The organism is Kiloniella laminariae DSM 19542, assembly GCF_000374005.1.
Classification (GTDB): domain Bacteria; phylum Pseudomonadota; class Alphaproteobacteria; order Kiloniellales; family Kiloniellaceae; genus Kiloniella; species Kiloniella laminariae.
Genome location: NZ_KB893146.1, coordinates 403,105 through 420,456, shown reverse-complemented (window position 1 = coordinate 420,456; position 17,352 = coordinate 403,105). Strand labels below are relative to the sequence as shown.

Here is a 17,352-nt window from a genome sequence, read left to right as displayed (position 1 = left end):
TGTTGAAGCAATCTTTGGATCGATGAAGCGGCTCTGGGGAATGGGCCGCTCCCGCTTTATGGGGCTGGCTCGAACCCATGTACACTTTACACTCGCAGCTATCGGATGGAATTTAAATAAGGGCGAAAGGTTTCGAAAAGCCTATGGGTAAAGCGACTAAACAACCCAAAATGATCTCTTTGTGACAACGAATAATGTGTAAAGCCTTTGCTCGAAGCCAAAAGCATTACACATTATTCGTAAATTACTCAGATAAAGACGTTTTGCTGAGGTCTCTCAAATAATTTGAAAAGAGACCTCCATGCGAAAGAAATACTTGCTGACTGGCGCTTTGGTCCTGCTTGGGGTGCTCATTTTTGCTGGTTATCGTCTTTTTATTCTTTCGCCCCAGACAGAGGAAGAAGACAACCGACAAGCCATCCGCGAAACAATCGCGGCCTTCGGTTCTCTCGACGCCCGGGGCTTTGATCAGGTTGAAATCCTTTCCTCCCGGGAAATCCGTTTTCTGGTTGGCGGTGAACAAAAGGCCCAGGAACTTGAAGCCAGTCTGCAGGAATTTTGTCATCTGCTAAAACAAGTCAGAGACGCGAAAGACCCCGCGCCTGCGACAGATAATCCGGAAATTCAGCTGAGTTATCATCATCGTCAAATTCCTGCCACTTCCGGTGTTTATCTCTGTCAATAAACCAGAAAAACAGAGTGATCCCTCGATGACATCCAGCGAACCAATCCAGCCCGGGCCCGACAACAGCAATAACTATGCTCCAATCGGGGTGTTTGATTCCGGATCAGGCGGTCTGACCGTGTTGCAAGCTTTACGCAGCACTTTGCCTGAACGGGATTTCATCTATCTCGGCGATCACGCCCGAGCCCCCTATGGCCCCAAGTCAGGCCCTGAAATCTATGAGATGACCCGACAGGGCGTGGATTTTCTTTTCTCAAAGGGCTGCCGTCTGGTCATCCTTGCCTGCAACACCGCCTCGGCCATTGCCCTGCGCAAGTTGCAACAGGAATGGCTGCCGACCCGCGCCCCCGACAACCGCATCCTCGGCGTGCTGGTGCCAATGGTCGAGGCCATCACCGTCCGCCCCTGGATCCGCTGGGAACAGCACCCCCAGCAAAATCTGGAAGGCACGGTCGCGATCTTTGCCACCGAAGCCACCGTGCGCAGCGGCACCTATGTGGTGGAAATCAACAAGCGCGCCCCCCGGCTCAGGATCGTACAGCAGGCCTGTCCCGCTCTGGTTCCGGCAATTGAAAGCCGGGAAAGCTCGGATGTCTTGCGCAACCACGTCACCGACTATGTCAGCAGCTTGCTGGAACAAAGCCCGGAACTGCCAAGCTGGATCATGCTCGGCTGCACCCACTACCCCCTGCTGAAGGATTATTTCGCCCAGGCGGTAACAGAGCTGACCGGAAAACAGACCCCCTTGCTTTGTCAGGCCAGCATTTCCGCTGACAGCCTCGGAGATTACCTGCGCCGCCACAGCCACCTCGCCAGCCTCCGCTCAACCACAGCATTTCAGACAGGACAGGGTCAGCTTTTCACCAGCGGCAACAGCGACCTCATCGCAGAAGCAACCGGGGTTTTCCTGCCCGAGACCGCAGACAATAAACTGATAAATTTCTGGCAAGAGGCAAGTTTGCTCTAAACCAGCCCTTCAAGCGGCATCGTGGAAGATCAGGCCGAGCGTATGGCGTTGACCGCTGCGCAGGCGACTGACACCGTGGCGCATGTTGACCCGATAGATTCCGCGCGTGCCCTGTTTCGGGCGGTGTCGGACGGGAAAAATCACCGCATCCCCTTGTAACAGCGGTACCACTTCGGCCCGCGATTGCATGCGCGGGCGCTGTTCGGTCAGTACCAGTTCGCCCCCGGTAAAGTCCTCACCCGGCTTTGACAGCAGACAGGCAACCTGCAGCGGGAAAACCAGATCGCCATAGACATCCTGATGCAGGCAGTTGTAATCCCCCGGCCCGTATTGCAACAACAAAGGCGTTGGTTTGAGCTGCCCGGCCTGATGACAGCGTTCCAGAAAATCGGACAGTTCCGTCGGGAAGCGCGTTTCAATTCCCATTTCAGCGTTCCAGCTGTTGGCAATCGGTGCCAGGCTGCGATAGAGGCTTTCCCGCAACTGCGCTACCTCTGGCGGCAAGGGATAGGCAAAATACTGATATTCCCCCTGTCCAAAGCCGTGCCGCGCCATCACCACCCGGCTGCGGAACTGGTCCGGCTGCTGATAGCTGCCGGATAAGGCCCGGCAAGTCTCTGCTGAAAGAAGACCGGGAAGCAGAGCATAACCATCCCTTGCCAGATCCTGCGTGAGTACTGTTGTCGAGAAGGCGTCTTCTCGCGTTACTGTCATAGTGGTCATGCCGCATCCACCTCACGGTCCAGCAAAGTACGTTTGCGTTCCACGCCCCAACGATAGCCGGACAGGGCGCCATCGTTGCGCACCACCCGGTGACAGGGGATCGCCACGGCCAGATGGTTAGCGGCACAGGCCGATGCCACGGCACGCACAGCTTTGGGCGCGCCAATTTTTTCAGCCACTTCCGAATAGCTCAGTCTTGTGCCAATCGGAATTTCACTCAGGGCCTGCCAGACCCGCTGCTGAAAGGCCGTGCCCCGGATATCCAGCGGCAGCTCCAGTCCTTTGGCCGGGTCATCAACAAAGCCGATCACCTGCGCGACCCACTGTTCGAACTCGCCTTCGCCGCCCCGAAGGATTGCTTTGGCAAAGCGGTCCTGCAGTTCCTGCACCAGCGTTTGCGGATCATCACCCAGGGATATGGCACAGATCCCCTTGTCACTCGCCGCCACCAGGATCGAGCCGAGCGAACATTCGCCCAGGGCAAAACGGATCTCGGTTTCCTCTCCACCCTTGCGATAGGTGGTGGGTTTCATGCCGAGCAGTTTACCGGTGTTGGCGTAAAAGCGTCCGTTGGAGTTAAAACCAGCATCGTAAATCGCGGCGGTAATACTGCCACTCTGTTGCAATTCCGCCCGCACCCGCTCCGCCCGATGTGCGGTGGCATAGGCCTTCGGTGTCACCCCGACCAGCTGTTTAAAAATCCGGTGAAAGTGAAAGCGGCTCATGCCCGCAGCCTGTGCCAGAGCCTCAAGATCGGGCAGTTCCTCTGCTTCTTCGATCAGACGGCAGGCTTTCTCCACTGCCTTGGCCTGACGAATTTCCCGCTTTTCCTCGTTTGGGCGACAGCGCTTGCAGGGGCGAAACCCCGCCTTTTCGGCCGCAGCACAGTTTTCATGAAAAGCCACGTTCTCGCGCCGGGCCAGACGCGCGGCACAGGAAGGACGGCAATACACCCCGGTGGTCAGAACTGAATAGAAAAAGACATCATCCGCCGCCTTGTTCCGTACAGTGACTGCGGCCCAACGGCTTGATTCATCAGAAAAATCAGGCTTCTTGTCCAACAGCATTATCCGTGATCTGTCACTCATTGTCTGCTCTCCTTCTCTGCGCCGCTTCATGGAACGTTCGACAAGGATTACCCTAGATTACCCGATCGCGTTGCGAACTTCGAATCTTGCGCTGTAATTATTTTCCCCCAAAGGTCAGATCACACCACCCATTTTCCTCCTGCTCACATGAGGCATTCTTGAGTACAGGGCAATTTAATTCGGGAACAAGAAGCGGAGTTTTGTTTTCCGCCCCTCATTTCACTCTAGGTCTCATCCCGTCGTCGGGACAGCAAAACAGACAAGAGGACTTCAGCAGATGAACAGACTGGAAAACAGAGTAGCAATTATCACCGGAGCCAGTTCGGGTATTGGCAGAGCAACAGCGCTGCTCTTTGCCGCAGAGGGTGCCAAGATTATTGCGGGCGCCCGTGGCCAGGACGGATTGGATAAACTGGTTGATCAGATCAAGGATACTGGCGGTCAAGCCGTTGCCATCGCCGGTGATGTCAAGGATGAGGCCTATGCCAAAGCTTTGGTTGAAACAGCAAGCGGGCTTTATGGTGGGCTGGACGTTGCCTTTAACAATGCCGGAACCCTTGGTGCCATGGGTGCTGTTAGCGACATCAGTCTTGAGCGGTGGCATGACACGCTGGAAACCAACCTGACGTCGGCATTTCTTGGGGCCAAATATCAGATCCCCGAACTGCTCAAAAGCAGGAACGGCTCTCTAATTTTCACCTCAACCTTTGTCGGCTTTACCGCAGGAATGCCCGGCATGACCGCCTATGCTGCCGCAAAATCCGGCTTGATTGGCCTCACCCAATGCCTTGCTGCCGAGCACGGTCCGCAGGGCTTGCGGGTCAATGCCTTGCTGCCTGGTGGCACGGATACGCCGATGGGCAGGTCCGTGGCCTCCAGTCCAGAAGCAGAAGATTTCGTCAAGAGTCTGCACAGCCTCAAGCGCTTGGCAGAACCGGAAGAAATCGCCCGCTCAGCGCTCTATCTTGCTTCGGATGATGCGAGCTTTGTCACTGGCACGGCCCTGCTGGTCGATGGTGGTGTTTCGATCAATAAGACCTGATTGTTAACAAGAGCAAGACATGGCCTGCTTGCTTCTCGCAGGCTCTGTCTTGCTATTTTCCAGAGATAAGCAGGGTGACGTTGCGATCTGTCCTGAAGTGATCAAGATGATTATGTTTGCCGTTTCTCACCCAGCCTAATTCTTGCTGGTAAGTAATTTATAACTCGCAAAACAAAAGAAAATTCCAAGGCTGGCCTCTATCCACCTTCGCGCACGAAGATACGTATTGACCATGGGTCTGGTAGAGAAAGCAACAGCATAGCCAATATGCCCGACAAATGAAATTATCGTGGTGCCAAACACAATGATGCCGCCGATCCACCAGGGAGCAGAAGGCGACAAACCCAGGGCCATTGTGGCCGTCCAGGTCAGAGCAGCTTTGGGATTGGTCATCTGAATAATCAGCCCACGGCGATAGTAATCATATAATCCCGATGTATTGGCCAGCTTTTGGGCCACCAGTTCCTTGCGGGTCGCAGCCGAGCGAAAAGCCTTAATCGCAAGCCAGAATAAATAAACTGCCCCTGTTATCTTGATCAACACCATCAGGGAGGAAAATGCAACCAACAGGGAAGTCAGACCGAGCCAAGCCAGCATTCCCCATAAAAATGAACCGGATGCAATTCCCATAGCAAGGGCTTTACCCGACGGTCTGTCTACAGACATCGAGGTGTTGATTACAGCCAGTATATTGGGGCCGGGACTAAAGATACCCACAAAAAAAATGCTATAGGCAACAAGAATTCCAGTAAGATTCATTGTAAGCTGTTCCATTATCCCAGCTTACAAAATCACAGAATAAATTCCACATTAATTTCCAATTCTACACAAAACGTCTGGCGCCGGTCACACAGAGAGCCACGGCAGCAGCGACCAGAACCATTGCCCAACCCACGGTTTCTTGCAAAAGCACCGCCGCGAGGACCAGTCCAAAGAAGGGTTGTAATAACTGCAATTGTCCCACAGCAGCAGTGCCGCCCTGAGCAAGACCGCGATACCAGAAGACAAAACCGATTAACATGCTGAAGAGCGAGACATAGGCCAGACCAAACCAGGCCAGTTGATCCTGATCAGCGAAGGAAACAGGCTGGCTGTAGAACGTCAGCGGAACAGTCACCGGCATCGAGAGAACCAGCGCCCAGCAGATGACCTGCCAGCCGCCCAGTCGACGCGACAGCTTTGCCCCCTCGGCATAACCAAAACCACAGACCAGGATTGCGGCGATCATCAGGCCGCTGCCGATCAGCGACGCCTCGGACAAAGGGCCTGAGGAGGCCGCCCCGGAAAGCGAGAGGGCAAAGCCGATCACCAGCCCGCTGCCCAGAAACGAGAAGAACCAGAAGGCTCGTCCCGGTCGCTTTTCACCGCGCAGGATTCCAAACAGGGCGGTCATCAGTGGCAGCAGCCCGATAAAGATAATCGAATGGGTCGTGGGGATGTACTGCAGGGCATAGGCGGTAAGCAGCGGGAAACCCAACACCACGCCAAAGGAAACCACCAGCAGGGAAAGAAGATCCTCCTTATCCGGTCGCTTTACCGCAAAAACCAACAGCACTACAACCGCCAATGCAGCCGCGATACTGGCCCGTGCCAGGGTCAAAAACACAGGATCAAATCCGGCCACAGCCATTCGTGTCGCGGGCAGAGATCCGCTGAAAATCAGCATGCCGATAAAACCGTTGATCCAGCCACTGTTCATTTTATTCATCTGGTTATCCATCGGGTTATCCATCTGGCGTTCCATCGGGGCAGTACCTTCTTTTGCTGTAACCTTGTGTTCCAGCTATAGCTTGCTCCGCCGATCCGCCCCAGATACAATACAGTACAATTCAAACAAACTGTACTGATGACAATTACAGTACACTACAGGATAAAACAGGCATGACCCTTTCGGACCAGACCACTCTTCCGACAGGCACACTGGTTTCTCAGGTGATGCAGGAGATCCGACAACGCATCACTGAACGCAGCCTGACAGCGGGGGAAAAACTTCCCTCAATCCGGCATTTTTCGCAAAAGATGCAGGTTTCAAAATCCACTGTAGTTGAGGCCTATGACCGGCTGGTGGCTGAAGGGATTATCCAGTCCCGCCGTGGTTCCGGTTTTTATGTGATCGGACACCTGCCGCCGCTCAGTCTTGCCGAAATCGCACCCCGTCTGGACCGGGCGGTTGATCCCTTCTGGGTTTCCCGTCAGTCCCTCGAAGCCAGTGCGGACTTCCTCAAACCCGGTTGCGGCTGGCTGCCGCCGGACTGGATGCCCGAAGACAGCCTGCGCCGCGGTTTGCGCGCGCTATCACGCAGCAACGGCCACACCCTGACAGATTACGGCTCTCCTCTGGGCCTCCCGGCTTTGCGAACACTACTGTCCCGCCGCATGGATGCCCAGGGGATTGAAGCCACGCCGGATCAGATCCTGTTAACGGAATCCGGCACCCAGGCGATTGACCTGCTTTGCCGTTTTTTGCTGGAACCCGGCGATACGGTCCTGCTGGACGATCCCTGCTATTTCAACTTTCACGCTCTTCTGCGGGCGCATCGGGTCAAGGTTGTCAGCGTTCCCTATAGCCCGAACGGCCCCGACCTCGAAGCTTTTGCCCAGGTGCTCGAACAGTCCCACCCCCGGCTCTACATCACCAATTCAACCCTGCACAATCCAACCGGCGCAAGCCTTTCACCGCTGGTTGCCCACCGACTTCTCAAACTGGCCGAACAGCACGACCTGACCATTATCGAAGACGATATCTTTGCTGATTTTGAACAGGCACCTTCCACGCGTCTTGCCGCACTGGACGGACTTGAGCGGGTCATCCATATCGGCAGCTTTTCCAAAACCCTTTCCGCCGCCGTGCGCTGCGGCTTTATTGCAGTGCGCCCCGATTGGATCGACAAGTTGGTTGATCTGAAAATCGCCACCTCCTTTGGCAACGGAGATTTCTCGGCCGAACTGGTACTGAACATTTTGCAAAACGGCAGTTACCGGAAACACATGGAGGAACTGCGCAAACGGCTGGCCCAGGCCATGAACCAGACCAGCAGCCAGCTCAGGGCGCTGGGCTTCACGCCTTGGATCGAACCCGCCGCCGGGCTTTTTTTATGGTGCAGTCTGCCTGCGCATCTGGATGTCCCCGGCACTGGAGCAGAAATTGCCCGCAAAGCACTTGCCCAAAAGATTATCCTCGCCCCCGGCAACGTCTTCAGTCCGTCCGGCAATGCCGAAAAATTCTTTCGCTTTAATGTCGCCCAGTCGCTCTCCCCCCGTTGTATCAAAGTTCTTCAGGAAATTCTCCAATCCTGAAATTGTGAGAATACGTAACTTTACGCAGCAGAAACCCACAGCCCGCGATGGTAAATAAAGGCTGACGCACCCCGACTGTTTGAGATAAAATCAGGGGAGTGGGGTGCCGTTTGTGAGGTGATTTTTCCAATGCTTTTATACCCTGGGAGGAAACGTTATGAGTAAAGCATGCGGTGCGGAGTTTCTTGGTACATTCTGGCTGGTCTTTGGCGGTTGCGGGTCTGCGGTTCTGGCTGCGGGCATTCCTGATCTCGGGATCGGCTTTCTCGGTGTTTCACTGGCCTTTGGCCTGACCGTCGTCACCATGGCCTATGCCGTCGGCCACCTATCTGGTGGCCATTTCAATCCTGCTGTCACTCTGGGCCTCTGGGCAGGCGGCAAGTTTGAAACCAGACAGATCCTGCCTTACTGGATTGCACAGATTGCTGGCGCTGTCGCAGCTTCTGCCCTGCTCTATGTCATTGCCAGTGGTGTGGACAGTTTTTCGCTGGATAGCGGCTTTGCCGCCAATGGTTTTGATGCACACTCCCCCATGGGTTACTCCATGGTCAGCGCACTGCTGATTGAAGTTTTGCTCACCTTCTTCTTTCTTGTCATCATACTGGGGGCAACAGACGAGAAAGCCCCCGCTGGTTTTGCGCCTCTGGCCATTGGTCTGGCTCTGGTGCTGATCCATCTGATCTCCATTCCGATCACCAACACATCCGTTAACCCTGCCCGCAGCACAGGTCCTGCTCTTTTTGTCGGTGGATGGGCACTTGAGCAACTCTGGCTGTTCTGGGTTGCCCCGCTGGTTGGCGCAGCAGCCGCAGGTTTCACCTGGCGCTGGTTCAAATCCTGACCTCCAATCTGGTTCGCGGCTTCTTCTCTTTAATTTAAAAGATGAAACAATTCAGGGCTCATCTCCGCAAGGAAATGAGCCCTGAATTTATTCAAAACCAATCCATAGTACAGCCATCCATACTCGACCTTTAGCAGAAAGCAGATCACTTAAAAGGCAACAGCTGTCTGGCTAAAACTTTTTCCTTTTGACCGAAATCAATCAGGAAGTCTGACAGTCAACTCCATCTCAACCTGGAGGTCCGGCGCAGCAAGAGCAGCAACACCAACTCCTGTGACACAGGGCTGTGCCCCTTCAAACACAGCGAGAAACGATGGCATTATTTCCTCCAGCCGCTCAGGGGTTAAATCAACCACGTAAATCCGCGCAATCACAACGTCATGCGGTGTGGCGTTAATAGCGTCCAGAGCAGCTATTGCGTTTTTCGCGACGACGCCCATCTGCCCGGCCAATGTCGCTGGCACAGCTACTCCTTCAGGCTGCCAGGCAACCTGACCAGATATGTACGCCATACGGCCAGGCTCAATTATCGAGATCTGTGAATAGCCCATCTCGGCAGCATTTGGCAAAGATGAAGGGTTCAAGCGAACGATAGACTGTGTCATAGTTTACTCCGACTCAAAAGTATAATTTACTACTAAATAATATATAATCTCTACATTTGAAGAGGAAATTATTCAATGAAAAAGGTTGCTCGCCGGGAGAGCATTCTAAATAGCGTTATCGAACTACTCGCAGTCCGGGGCCTCGAAGGGGTGACGCACCGTGCTGTTGATGAAATTGCCAAGCTGCCGCAGGGTTCGACCACCTACTACTTCCCCAAGAAAGCTTTACTTCTCATCGCTGCTTCACAGCATCTTGCCGAGCTTTTGGAAAAGGATTGTGATGAACTCCAGGTCGGCTTTGCAGAAAAGGCTGCAAAGTGTGGACTGTGTGCAGCTGTCGAGTATGTTGCAGAGGAACTGGTAACCTACACAGACGCCTCGCGACATCTGTTCCTGGCACGAATGGAATTAACCATGGCCGCCGCCCGTCGTGAGGAACTGGCAGATGTAGGAGAAAAGTTGACAGCCGCTGCCCGGCGCCCCATTGAGTTTTTTCTCAAACTCATCTCAGAGGGACGGGAGGATGTCCCGATCGAGACCTGTGCCGGATTGATCGACGGGATCACATTGATGTACGCCACCGGACAAGGGCCAAAACCCACGACCGATCAGGTTGCGACTGTCTTCCGCTCAATACTCTGAGCGTCCACTGCCTTACCTGCTGCGCACAACAATGCGTCCCGTTATAACCTTTGATCCAGTCAAAACCAAAGTGGATCAGGATGCGAGGATATTCCTGAACTGCCAGGGATCGCTGCTGTCGATCTCTTCGTTGAAGTGATCCCAGCGGGTCGAAAGCGGGGTCCAGTCGGTGTAGTGTCCCTCAACCGGGCCCAGATAGGGCCGCTGGACTTCGAGACAGCGCTTGTGATCCATCTCGTCGGTTTCAACAATTCCGGCTTCGGGGTTTTCCAGTGCCCAGACCATCCCGGCCAAAACCGCAGAAGTTACCTGCAGGCCGGTCGCATTCTGGAAAGGAGCCAGGGTGCGGGCTTCCTTGATCGACAGGCGTGACCCATACCAGTAGGCGTTCTTGGCGTGGCCATAAAGCAGTACACCGAGTTCGTCGATGCCATCGACAATCTCGTCCTCGGACAGGATCTTCATGGTTTTCTGCTGGGTGCCCGAGCCAAAGATTTCATGCACACTGAGAACCGCCTGATCACAGGGATGATAGGCATAGTGACAGGTCGGCCGATAATCGGGCTGCGCGGCATCGCCGACAGTATAGTAATCGGAAATAGAGATCGCTTCGTTATGCGTCACCAGAAACCCATACTGCGGGCCAGGCGTCGGACACCAGGTATGCACGCGGGTCAGCGCACCGGGATAGGTGATATAGATCGCCGCCTGACAGCCCTTGTCATGCTTGTGGGCATTGTCCGGCATCCACTTTTCATGACTACCCCAGCCCAGCTCGGCCGGCTGGAAACTCTCGGAGATAAAACCCTCGACAGACCAGGTATTGATAAAGGTGCCAAGAGGTTTTGGTTCACGCACATACTGGGTGTCACGTTCGGCAATGTGGATGCCCTTGACGCCGAGGGACTGCATCAGCCCGGCCCAGCCTTCACGGCTTTGCGGCTGATCACAATCAACATCGGTATCTCGCGCGATATTCATCAGCGCTTCCTTGACAAACCAGGACACCATACCCGGATTGGCACCGCAGCAGGAAACCGCCGTGGTTCCGCCGGGATTGGCGCGCTTTTCCGCCCGCACGGTTTCACGCAACGCATAGTTGGTGCGCTCTGCCGGGGAAGCCTCATCGTTGAAATAGAAACCAGGCCAGGGTTCAACCACCGTATCGATATACAGCGTGTTGAGTTCGCGGCAGTGTTTCATAATGTCGAGAGAGCCGGTATCAACCGACAGGTTCACACAAAAACCCTGTTTTTCATTAGCAAAAAAGCCGTTGAGAATGTCGCGGTAATTGTCTTCGGTCAGGGATTTTTTGTGGAACTGGACACCGCGCTGGGCAAGAAAATTTGCCTGTTCATCAGAAGGATCGATCACATGGATCATATGGGCATCGTATTCAAAATGACGTTCAATCAGGGGCAAGACCCCGCGGCCAATAGAACCGAACCCGATCAGGACAATGGGACCGGAAATTTTTCCATATACAGGGTATTTCATGATTTTTTTGCTCCACTGCCCACAAGCTGCGTGATCCGATCCGCAAGACAGATTCTATTGTTATGTCCACACGCAGTCATGCCACAGGCTGGTCGGATCACGGAAAGTGGCAACACCGCATAAAACCTTGTCGTCTTCCTTCCCCGGGCAAGCTATCCCTGCTCATCACAAGGTCCGTAACACGGGGGGCAGAAACTCTGGCGACGCTTGGACCACAAGCAGGCAACAATTGCAAGATTTTGGTGCCCCCCATAAAAAATTCAGAGACAACACCACAAGCATTGAAGCCGCAATTAAATGTAATTTTCTTTCTTTTTTTCATCATAATGAAAAAATGTGTTTGTTTTTTCATTTAACTCTGCCTTTATACTTTCAGCAAAACAAACCCTGCCCTCTTTGGGGAGCGGAATAGAGGAAACAGCTTGCATGGCACGGCCGAAGGCAGAAAACACGCTTGAAGAAGAATCGGTCACGCTGGGGCAGCAGATCCGGGACCTGCGTAAAGCCAAGCGGATGTCAGTGACAAGTCTGGCCGAAAAAATCGGCAAGTCAGTCGGTTACATCAGCCAGATCGAGCGTGGCATTTCTGCGGTATCCATTCCCATTCTCAACAAGATTTCCGAAGCTCTTGAAGTCCAGAACTCCTGGTTCTTTCACGGCACGGCTGTCGCAGACCCGGCCGAGCAGGCCCATGTAGTGCGCAAACAAAACCGCCGCAAGCTGAACTTCACTGGTACCGGCATGATCGAGGAACTGCTTTCCCCTGACCTTGGTGGCGATGTCGAGGTGATCATGGGAACCTTCCAGCCCGGCGCCGCCACCGGAGATATCCAGATCGCCCGCGAGGTGGTCGAGGAATCAGGCTATGTGGTCAGCGGCACCATCATCGTCGAGATCGCCGATAAAAGCTTTACCCTGCATGCCGGGGACAGTTTCAAAATCAATCGTGGCGAATTTCACCGCACCCACAACCCCGGACCGGAGGTCGCAGAGGTCATCTGGATCATGTCCCCTCCCTTCTATTAGACCTTTTGCAGCATCAGATAATTCAGACCTGAAAACAGGCAAAAACCGAAACGCAGCAGATATATTTCAACGCCCTTGGCTGGCATCTCCCCCCAAGGCTTTGTAACAGGATCACGAGATGGCTACAGATCTTCCCTCAACAGCGCCAGCCGCAAAAAAACTCCCTGCCCATGCCCAGGTTGTCATTATTGGTGGCGGGGTGATCGGCTGCTCCGTCGCCTATCACCTGACCAAACTCGGCTGGAAAGACGTTGTACTCCTGGAGCGCAAACAGTTGACCTGTGGCACTACCTGGCATGCTGCCGGACTGGTCGGGCAGCTGCGCGCCACAGAAAATCTGACCAAGATGGCGAAATACACTGCCGAACTATACAAGAACCTCGCAGCGGAAACCGGACAGGAAACCGGATTGAAACACACAGGCTCTGTTTCGGTTGCCCAGACGATTGGCCGCTTTGAAGAACTCAAGCGCGGCGCCTCCATGGCCCGCAACTTTGGCCTTGAAGTCGAGGTTATCACCCCTGAACAGGTGCTTGAGCACTATCCGATTGCTGATGTGTCCAACATTATCGGCGGAGTTTATCTGCCCGGTGATGGCCAGACCAACCCGATTGATACCACCCAGGCCCTGGCCAAGGGCGCGCGTATGGGCGGCGCCACAATCATCGAAGGCATCAAGGCCGAAGATATCATCACCTCTGGTGGCAAAGTTACGGGTGTCGTCACTGATCAGGGAGAAATCACCGCCGAGATCGTCGTCAACTGTGGCGGCATGTGGTCGCGCGAGATCGCCAAGAAAGTCGGCGTCAACGTGCCGCTGCACGCGGCAGAACACTATTACATTGTCACCGAACCGATTACTGATCTGCCCAAGCTGCCAACCCTGCGTGATCCCGACGGATACAACTACTACAAGGAAGATGCCGGAAAGTTGCTGATCGGCTGTTTCGAGCCCAATGCGGTTCCCTGGGGCCACAAGGGTATCCCCGAGAGTTTCTGCTTTGACGAACTGCCAGAGAACTGGGACCAGTTCACCCCGGCACTGGAAAACGCCATGGCGCGTATTCCCCTGCTGGAAAGCGCAGGCATCCACACCTTCTTCAACGGCCCGGAAAGTTTTACCCCCGACAACCGTTTTTACCTCGGTGAAGCGCCCGAGATGAAAAACTTCTTTGTCGCCGCCGGATTTAACTCTACCGGTATCCAGTCCGCCGGTGGCGCGGGCAAGATGCTGGCAGACTGGATCGTGCGCGGCCACTGCCCTGTTGATATGTGGGACGTCGATATTCGCCGAGTCCAACCGTTCCAGGGCGGCGACAAGTATCTCTATGACCGCACCACCGAAGCGCTCGGCCTGCTCTATGAAATGCACTGGCCCTACAAACAGCCCAAAACAAGCCGTAACATCAAACGCTCCCCCATCCATGATCGGCTGGAAAAGGCCAACGCCTGTTTCGGTGAAATGGCTGGCTGGGAACGGGCCAACTGGTTTGCCCCCGAAGGCGTCGAGCCCGAGTACGAATATTCCTGGGGCCGCCAGAACTGGCATGATTACTGTGGAACAGAATGTAAAGCCGCCCGCGAAAACGTCACGCTTTTTGATATGAGCTCTTTTGGCAAATTCATGGTTCAGGGCAAGGATGCGGTCAGCGTTCTGAACAGAATTTCCGGCGCCAATGTTGATGTTGTCAACGGCAAGATGGTCTATACCCAGTGGCTCAACGAGCGCGGCGGGATCGAAGCTGATCTCACCGTCACCCGCCTCGAAGACAACAAATTTATGGTCCTGTCTTCCGGCGGCACCCAGTACCGGGACTGGAACTATCTGACCCGCAACATTCCCGAAGACAGTCACTGTATTGCCACCGATGTAACCTCGGGTTACGCGCTCTTTGCCGTGATGGGTCCCAACAGCCGCAAGCTGCTGAACAAGGTCACCCCGACCGATTTGTCAAACGAGGCATTTCCTTTTGGCACCTGTCAGGAGATTGATCTGGGTTATGCCCGCATCCTCGCCGGACGCATCACCTATGTGGGGGAACTGGGCTGGGAGCTTTATATCCCGAGCGAGTTTGCCGTGCATGTTTATGACACGCTGATGGAAGCTGGCGCTGAATTCGATCTCAAGCCCGGCGGCATGCACGCGGTCAACACTCTGCGTCTGGAAAAAGGATTCCGTCACTGGGGCCATGAAATCTCTGACGAGGAAACGGTGCTCGAAGCCGGGCTTGGTTTTGCCGTGGCCTGGGATAAACCGGGCGGTTTTATTGGCCGCGAAGCCCTGCTGGCGCAAAAGGGTAAAGCCTTGGGCAAGCGTATGGTTTCGCTCAAGCTCGAAAACCCCGATGCCATGATGTACCACAACGAACCGATCTACAAAGGCGACAAAATCGTCGGCAAGGTCACCTCGGGCATGTACAGCCACACATTGGGCACCACCATCGGCATGGGCTATGTCCATAACGAAGACGGGGTTACCGCAGACTGGATCAGTGAAAACGACTTTGCCGTCGAAATCGCTTGCGAACGCTTCAAAACCAGCCTGTCTCTCAAACCGCTCTACGATCCAAAGGCAGAAAGGGTGAAGGTCTGATTTTTTCAGCCATGGGCCAGCCAGTCCATTCCTTCATACTTTAGCTTTGTTCTTCGTAGAGCCCAGTCGGGCCAATAAGCCCGGCAGCTCCCCCCCCTGTCTTCTGCCTCCACAATGGAAACAGGGTGGCGACTGCTCAAGTCTGGACCAACTGCCGCAGCAGCCTTCGGGCTGTTGCGGTGTTTTTTCATAAATCGGAGAGTGATACACGAGCTTCTGAGAGGCTTACTGCCTTTCCCGTCAATTCAATGATGTTCTGCTAATTTCCACTTTGTTGACGGGCCATTGCACTCGCCACACAGGATTCAACAAAATATCCTTGCTCCTGCTTTTCCGGGGGTTGTTTGACAACTTCCGGTTCAGAGTTTTCAACAGCATCGCCCAGGCAATATTCATCTGGACGCAGCAACAGAACCGGCAGGTTCCTCAAAAGTTTATATTCATTACTGCTCATGGCAGACACGGCGTCGAGGGCAGTTAACAAAGCCCGGCTCTCCTTTACACCTGCCACCATACTTTTTTATCTCCGACCCTGTCCTGGAGACTGACCACATCCAGCCTGTTTTCCTCTGACAAAATCCCCACTCATCCTCTATTAAGAGACAATTCGAGGTATTTTGACAAATCTCAGCGACCTCATCCCTACCCTGAAAAAAATCCCCCCCTACAGGTGAAAGTTTTCTCCCAGGGTTGACATCGCAACTCAATCAACCAATAAGTGTGGATACTATGAGAAATGCCAATCAAGATAAACCCTAGGAAATAAGGGTAAATTCTATTTTCTTTATAAAAATATCTACTTCAGTCCAATAGCCCAAGCTCAAAAGCCCGCCTGACAGCTGCTGGTCGGGACTGCGTACCCAGCTTATGCAAGATACCTGTTATTAGTTCATTGATGTAAGCTTCTGACTTATCCAACGCCGCAGCAATTTCCCGTGAAGACATCCCGTAAGATGCCATGGTCAAAACCTGTTTTTGACGGGGCTTGAATTTGAGGTCCTCCGGAGACAGGATTTTGATGGCCACCTGATGAAAACACTCTGCCAATATTCTTATCAGAGCTTTTGTTTTATCAGGGACGTTTTGCAGGTCTTTGTTTTCTTCTGTTCGCGCCGAAACAATTGTCATGATTGCTTTGGCTTTAGCATCTGATTTCAAGGGAGTGGTCAGGCCAGAAAAAATTCCATAATCTGTCGCCTCCTTAAAGAATTCGACTTGACCTTTGGTGAATTCAGGCATGGAAGCAGACCAGAAAAAAGTGTCCTGTGCGTTGAAAGCCTCAATAAACACCGGATCAATACGGTCATAGCCGCGCTGAAAATAAACAATCTTCCACGCCTCGCTAAAAGTATAGATAGAGTGTTCTATAGCCACACTGTTTTTGGCAAACCGCATATAGGCGAACTGCTGAAAACCCAGTGGTATGATAATGGAGGTGAAACACTCTTGCAGCTCTGCCGCACTCTGGCACAGCTTCATCTTCTGAATTGACAGAGCAAGATCCGTGTATTTCATTTTCACATTTCCCGTATAAAATGTAGACACCCCACCCTAGCAACATAGGGTGGGGTGTCACAAGCCAATCCAGTATTCCTAAACGTTAGCTGGCAATTTTTACTTTTTCAACCAACTGCCCTTGGATCACAGGCTGAAAAAGCACAGGCCCCATCAATTCTGCTTTCTCGGCCACAGCTCTTCTGGCGCGTTCAGATACTTCCACAGCCAGAGCAACCGCCCTGACCACTTTGTCTCCATCCATCTGTTGCTGCGGCTCCCCCAACCGTTCATAGGGCCAATTTGCCCGCTTCACCAAGCGCTCAACCCTCAGATCGGTCACGGTTATGATACTGCTCAACCCCCGCCCGAGCCCAAACTCGATCATGGACAGAAACAGTTCATAAGTCGTTTTCGACAACTCTGCTTCTCCCCGGCTGCGGAGCAACGAAGTGTCCACTGCAAAGCGACTGGATTCCATAATATCAGAACTTGCAGGACAGGCTTTACCTTCAAGCAGGGCCGGAAAGGTATCCCGCAGCATATTTGCCCCCATCGAAGGCAGAAGCCTGACACAGGCAGAGACTGTACCGTCTCCTTCCTGTTTGATCAGATAAGTCGGAGACTGGTCATCGTAACTGTCTCGCTCCATCTGGTTTTCCCCAGGTACCCAGCCGAGCCTTTCGCAAAAAACCCGGTAGCGCAACTCGAACATCGAGTTGATCTGGCTTTTAAAGTTATTGTGTTGTTGAGGATCAATTTGAAAAAACATTTTTCTCTCCTTTGGTTTACAGGAGAGAAAAATATACTGCGAATTAAACCAGAGGTTACATCCAGATAAACAACAACACT

General features: G+C 53.5%; 19 protein-coding genes. 9 read left to right on the top strand and 10 right to left on the bottom strand.

What is annotated here, in order from left to right; all coding sequences use genetic code 11:
- Positions 1-10: 10 nt before the first annotated feature.
- The 3 genes from B152_RS26630 to murI all read left to right on the top strand — a co-directional run bounded on the left by B152_RS26630 (position 11) and on the right by murI (position 1,652).
- Entirely contained in the window at positions 11-151 is a 141-nt protein-coding gene (locus B152_RS26630) for a transposase (RefSeq protein ID WP_425402030.1), read from the top strand.
- 150 nt (positions 152-301) lie between these two features.
- Complete coding sequence (locus tag B152_RS0112680) at positions 302-685, top strand: hypothetical protein (RefSeq protein ID WP_020592806.1); 384 nt, start codon at positions 302-304, stop codon at positions 683-685.
- A gap of 25 nt (positions 686-710) precedes the next feature.
- A complete protein-coding gene (murI, locus tag B152_RS23580; protein WP_020592805.1) occupies positions 711-1,652 on the top strand; it encodes a glutamate racemase in 942 nt (313 codons plus the stop codon).
- A gap of 9 nt (positions 1,653-1,661) precedes the next feature.
- On the opposite strand, the gene B152_RS0112670 is transcribed toward murI, so the two are convergent.
- On the bottom strand, positions 1,662-2,375 hold the full coding sequence (locus B152_RS0112670) for a 2OG-Fe(II) oxygenase (protein ID WP_020592804.1): 714 nt from the start codon (positions 2,373-2,375) through the stop codon (positions 1,662-1,664).
- Positions 2,372-3,463 (bottom strand): bifunctional DNA-binding transcriptional regulator/O6-methylguanine-DNA methyltransferase Ada, encoded by a 1,092-nt coding sequence (ada, locus tag B152_RS0112665; RefSeq protein WP_211212195.1) that lies wholly within the window; start codon positions 3,461-3,463, stop codon positions 2,372-2,374. Before ada ends, B152_RS0112670 begins: the two co-directional genes overlap by 4 nt.
- A 277-nt stretch (positions 3,464-3,740) precedes the next feature.
- On the opposite strand from ada, the gene B152_RS0112660 reads away from it, so the two are divergent.
- Positions 3,741-4,505 carry an SDR family oxidoreductase gene (locus B152_RS0112660; RefSeq protein WP_020592802.1) on the top strand — a complete coding sequence of 255 codons (765 nt, stop codon included), beginning with the start codon at positions 3,741-3,743 and terminating at the stop codon, positions 4,503-4,505.
- Positions 4,506-4,640: 135 nt separating this feature from the next.
- On the opposite strand, the gene B152_RS0112650 is transcribed toward B152_RS0112660, so the two are convergent.
- Both B152_RS0112650 and B152_RS0112645 read right to left on the bottom strand, forming a co-directional pair.
- On the bottom strand, positions 4,641-5,264 hold the full coding sequence (locus B152_RS0112650) for a LysE family translocator (RefSeq protein WP_211212194.1): 624 nt from the start codon (positions 5,262-5,264) through the stop codon (positions 4,641-4,643).
- A 64-nt stretch (positions 5,265-5,328) separates the two neighbouring features.
- Positions 5,329-6,249: a DMT family transporter gene (locus B152_RS0112645; RefSeq protein WP_020592799.1), complete on the bottom strand. Its 921-nt coding sequence runs from the start codon at positions 6,247-6,249 to the stop codon at positions 5,329-5,331.
- Between the two features lie 137 nt (positions 6,250-6,386).
- On the opposite strand from B152_RS0112645, the gene B152_RS0112640 reads away from it, so the two are divergent.
- Together B152_RS0112640 and aqpZ are read left to right on the top strand one after the other, a co-directional pair.
- On the top strand, positions 6,387-7,802 hold the full coding sequence (locus tag B152_RS0112640) for an aminotransferase-like domain-containing protein (RefSeq protein WP_020592798.1): 1,416 nt from the start codon (positions 6,387-6,389) through the stop codon (positions 7,800-7,802).
- A gap of 157 nt (positions 7,803-7,959) precedes the next feature.
- Positions 7,960-8,643: an aquaporin Z gene (gene aqpZ, locus B152_RS0112635; RefSeq protein ID WP_020592797.1), complete on the top strand. Its 684-nt coding sequence runs from the start codon at positions 7,960-7,962 to the stop codon at positions 8,641-8,643.
- Positions 8,644-8,840: 197 nt separating this feature from the next.
- Here the strand turns inward: aqpZ and B152_RS0112630 are convergent, their stop codons facing one another.
- Positions 8,841-9,248 (bottom strand): RidA family protein, encoded by a 408-nt coding sequence (locus B152_RS0112630; protein ID WP_020592796.1) that lies wholly within the window; start codon positions 9,246-9,248, stop codon positions 8,841-8,843.
- Positions 9,249-9,323: 75 nt separating this feature from the next.
- Here B152_RS0112630 and B152_RS0112625 point away from each other — a divergent pair, with 75 nt between their 5' ends.
- Complete coding sequence (locus B152_RS0112625) at positions 9,324-9,890, top strand: TetR/AcrR family transcriptional regulator (protein WP_020592795.1); 567 nt, start codon at positions 9,324-9,326, stop codon at positions 9,888-9,890.
- Between the two features lie 75 nt (positions 9,891-9,965).
- On the opposite strand, the gene B152_RS0112620 is transcribed toward B152_RS0112625, so the two are convergent.
- Entirely contained in the window at positions 9,966-11,387 is a 1,422-nt protein-coding gene (locus tag B152_RS0112620) for a homospermidine synthase (protein ID WP_020592794.1), read from the bottom strand.
- 97 nt (positions 11,388-11,484) lie between these two features.
- Positions 11,485-11,739 carry a hypothetical protein gene (locus B152_RS26120; protein ID WP_169337420.1) on the bottom strand — a complete coding sequence of 85 codons (255 nt, stop codon included), beginning with the start codon at positions 11,737-11,739 and terminating at the stop codon, positions 11,485-11,487.
- Between the two features lie 74 nt (positions 11,740-11,813).
- Between B152_RS26120 and B152_RS0112610 the strand changes: the two genes are divergently transcribed.
- Together B152_RS0112610 and B152_RS0112600 are read left to right on the top strand one after the other, a co-directional pair.
- Positions 11,814-12,413: a helix-turn-helix domain-containing protein gene (locus B152_RS0112610; protein ID WP_020592792.1), complete on the top strand. Its 600-nt coding sequence runs from the start codon at positions 11,814-11,816 to the stop codon at positions 12,411-12,413.
- Between the two features lie 118 nt (positions 12,414-12,531).
- Positions 12,532-15,006, top strand: a complete 2,475-nt coding sequence (locus B152_RS0112600) for a GcvT family protein (protein ID WP_020592790.1) — start codon at positions 12,532-12,534, stop codon at positions 15,004-15,006.
- A 259-nt stretch (positions 15,007-15,265) separates the two neighbouring features.
- Here the strand turns inward: B152_RS0112600 and B152_RS0112590 are convergent, their stop codons facing one another.
- From B152_RS0112590 to B152_RS23575, 3 genes are all read right to left on the bottom strand, one after another.
- A complete protein-coding gene (locus tag B152_RS0112590) occupies positions 15,266-15,520 on the bottom strand; it encodes a hypothetical protein (RefSeq protein ID WP_020592788.1) in 255 nt (84 codons plus the stop codon).
- Positions 15,521-15,807: 287 nt separating this feature from the next.
- Positions 15,808-16,485 carry a helix-turn-helix transcriptional regulator gene (locus B152_RS0112585; protein WP_245549966.1) on the bottom strand — a complete coding sequence of 226 codons (678 nt, stop codon included), beginning with the start codon at positions 16,483-16,485 and terminating at the stop codon, positions 15,808-15,810.
- 121 nt (positions 16,486-16,606) lie between these two features.
- A complete protein-coding gene (locus tag B152_RS23575) occupies positions 16,607-17,272 on the bottom strand; it encodes an acyl-homoserine-lactone synthase (RefSeq protein ID WP_020592786.1) in 666 nt (221 codons plus the stop codon).
- Positions 17,273-17,352: the final 80 nt, after the last annotated feature.

Excerpts from the sequence above, each read along its gene's own strand:
- B152_RS0112680 (WP_020592806.1), top strand. The coding sequence starts at position 302 with ATGCGAAAGAAATACTTGCTGACTGGCGCTTTGGTCCTGCTTGGGGTG.
- murI (WP_020592805.1), top strand. The coding sequence starts at position 711 with ATGACATCCAGCGAACCAATCCAGCCCGGGCCCGACAACAGCAATAAC.
- B152_RS0112670 (WP_020592804.1), bottom strand. The coding sequence starts at position 2,375 with ATGACCACTATGACAGTAACGCGAGAAGACGCCTTCTCGACAACAGTA.
- ada (WP_211212195.1), bottom strand. The coding sequence starts at position 3,463 with ATGAGTGACAGATCACGGATAATGCTGTTGGACAAGAAGCCTGATTTT.
- B152_RS0112660 (WP_020592802.1), top strand. The coding sequence starts at position 3,741 with ATGAACAGACTGGAAAACAGAGTAGCAATTATCACCGGAGCCAGTTCG.
- B152_RS0112650 (WP_211212194.1), bottom strand. The coding sequence starts at position 5,264 with ATGAATCTTACTGGAATTCTTGTTGCCTATAGCATTTTTTTTGTGGGT.
- B152_RS0112645 (WP_020592799.1), bottom strand. The coding sequence starts at position 6,249 with ATGGAACGCCAGATGGATAACCCGATGGATAACCAGATGAATAAAATG.
- B152_RS0112640 (WP_020592798.1), top strand. The coding sequence starts at position 6,387 with ATGACCCTTTCGGACCAGACCACTCTTCCGACAGGCACACTGGTTTCT.
- aqpZ (WP_020592797.1), top strand. The coding sequence starts at position 7,960 with ATGAGTAAAGCATGCGGTGCGGAGTTTCTTGGTACATTCTGGCTGGTC.
- B152_RS0112630 (WP_020592796.1), bottom strand. The coding sequence starts at position 9,248 with ATGACACAGTCTATCGTTCGCTTGAACCCTTCATCTTTGCCAAATGCT.
- B152_RS0112625 (WP_020592795.1), top strand. The coding sequence starts at position 9,324 with ATGAAAAAGGTTGCTCGCCGGGAGAGCATTCTAAATAGCGTTATCGAA.
- B152_RS0112620 (WP_020592794.1), bottom strand. The coding sequence starts at position 11,387 with ATGAAATACCCTGTATATGGAAAAATTTCCGGTCCCATTGTCCTGATC.
- B152_RS26120 (WP_169337420.1), bottom strand. The coding sequence starts at position 11,739 with ATGAAAAAACAAACACATTTTTTCATTATGATGAAAAAAAGAAAGAAA.
- B152_RS0112610 (WP_020592792.1), top strand. The coding sequence starts at position 11,814 with ATGGCACGGCCGAAGGCAGAAAACACGCTTGAAGAAGAATCGGTCACG.
- B152_RS0112600 (WP_020592790.1), top strand. The coding sequence starts at position 12,532 with ATGGCTACAGATCTTCCCTCAACAGCGCCAGCCGCAAAAAAACTCCCT.
- B152_RS0112590 (WP_020592788.1), bottom strand. The coding sequence starts at position 15,520 with ATGGTGGCAGGTGTAAAGGAGAGCCGGGCTTTGTTAACTGCCCTCGAC.
- B152_RS0112585 (WP_245549966.1), bottom strand. The coding sequence starts at position 16,485 with ATGAAGCTGTGCCAGAGTGCGGCAGAGCTGCAAGAGTGTTTCACCTCC.
- B152_RS23575 (WP_020592786.1), bottom strand. The coding sequence starts at position 17,272 with ATGTTTTTTCAAATTGATCCTCAACAACACAATAACTTTAAAAGCCAG.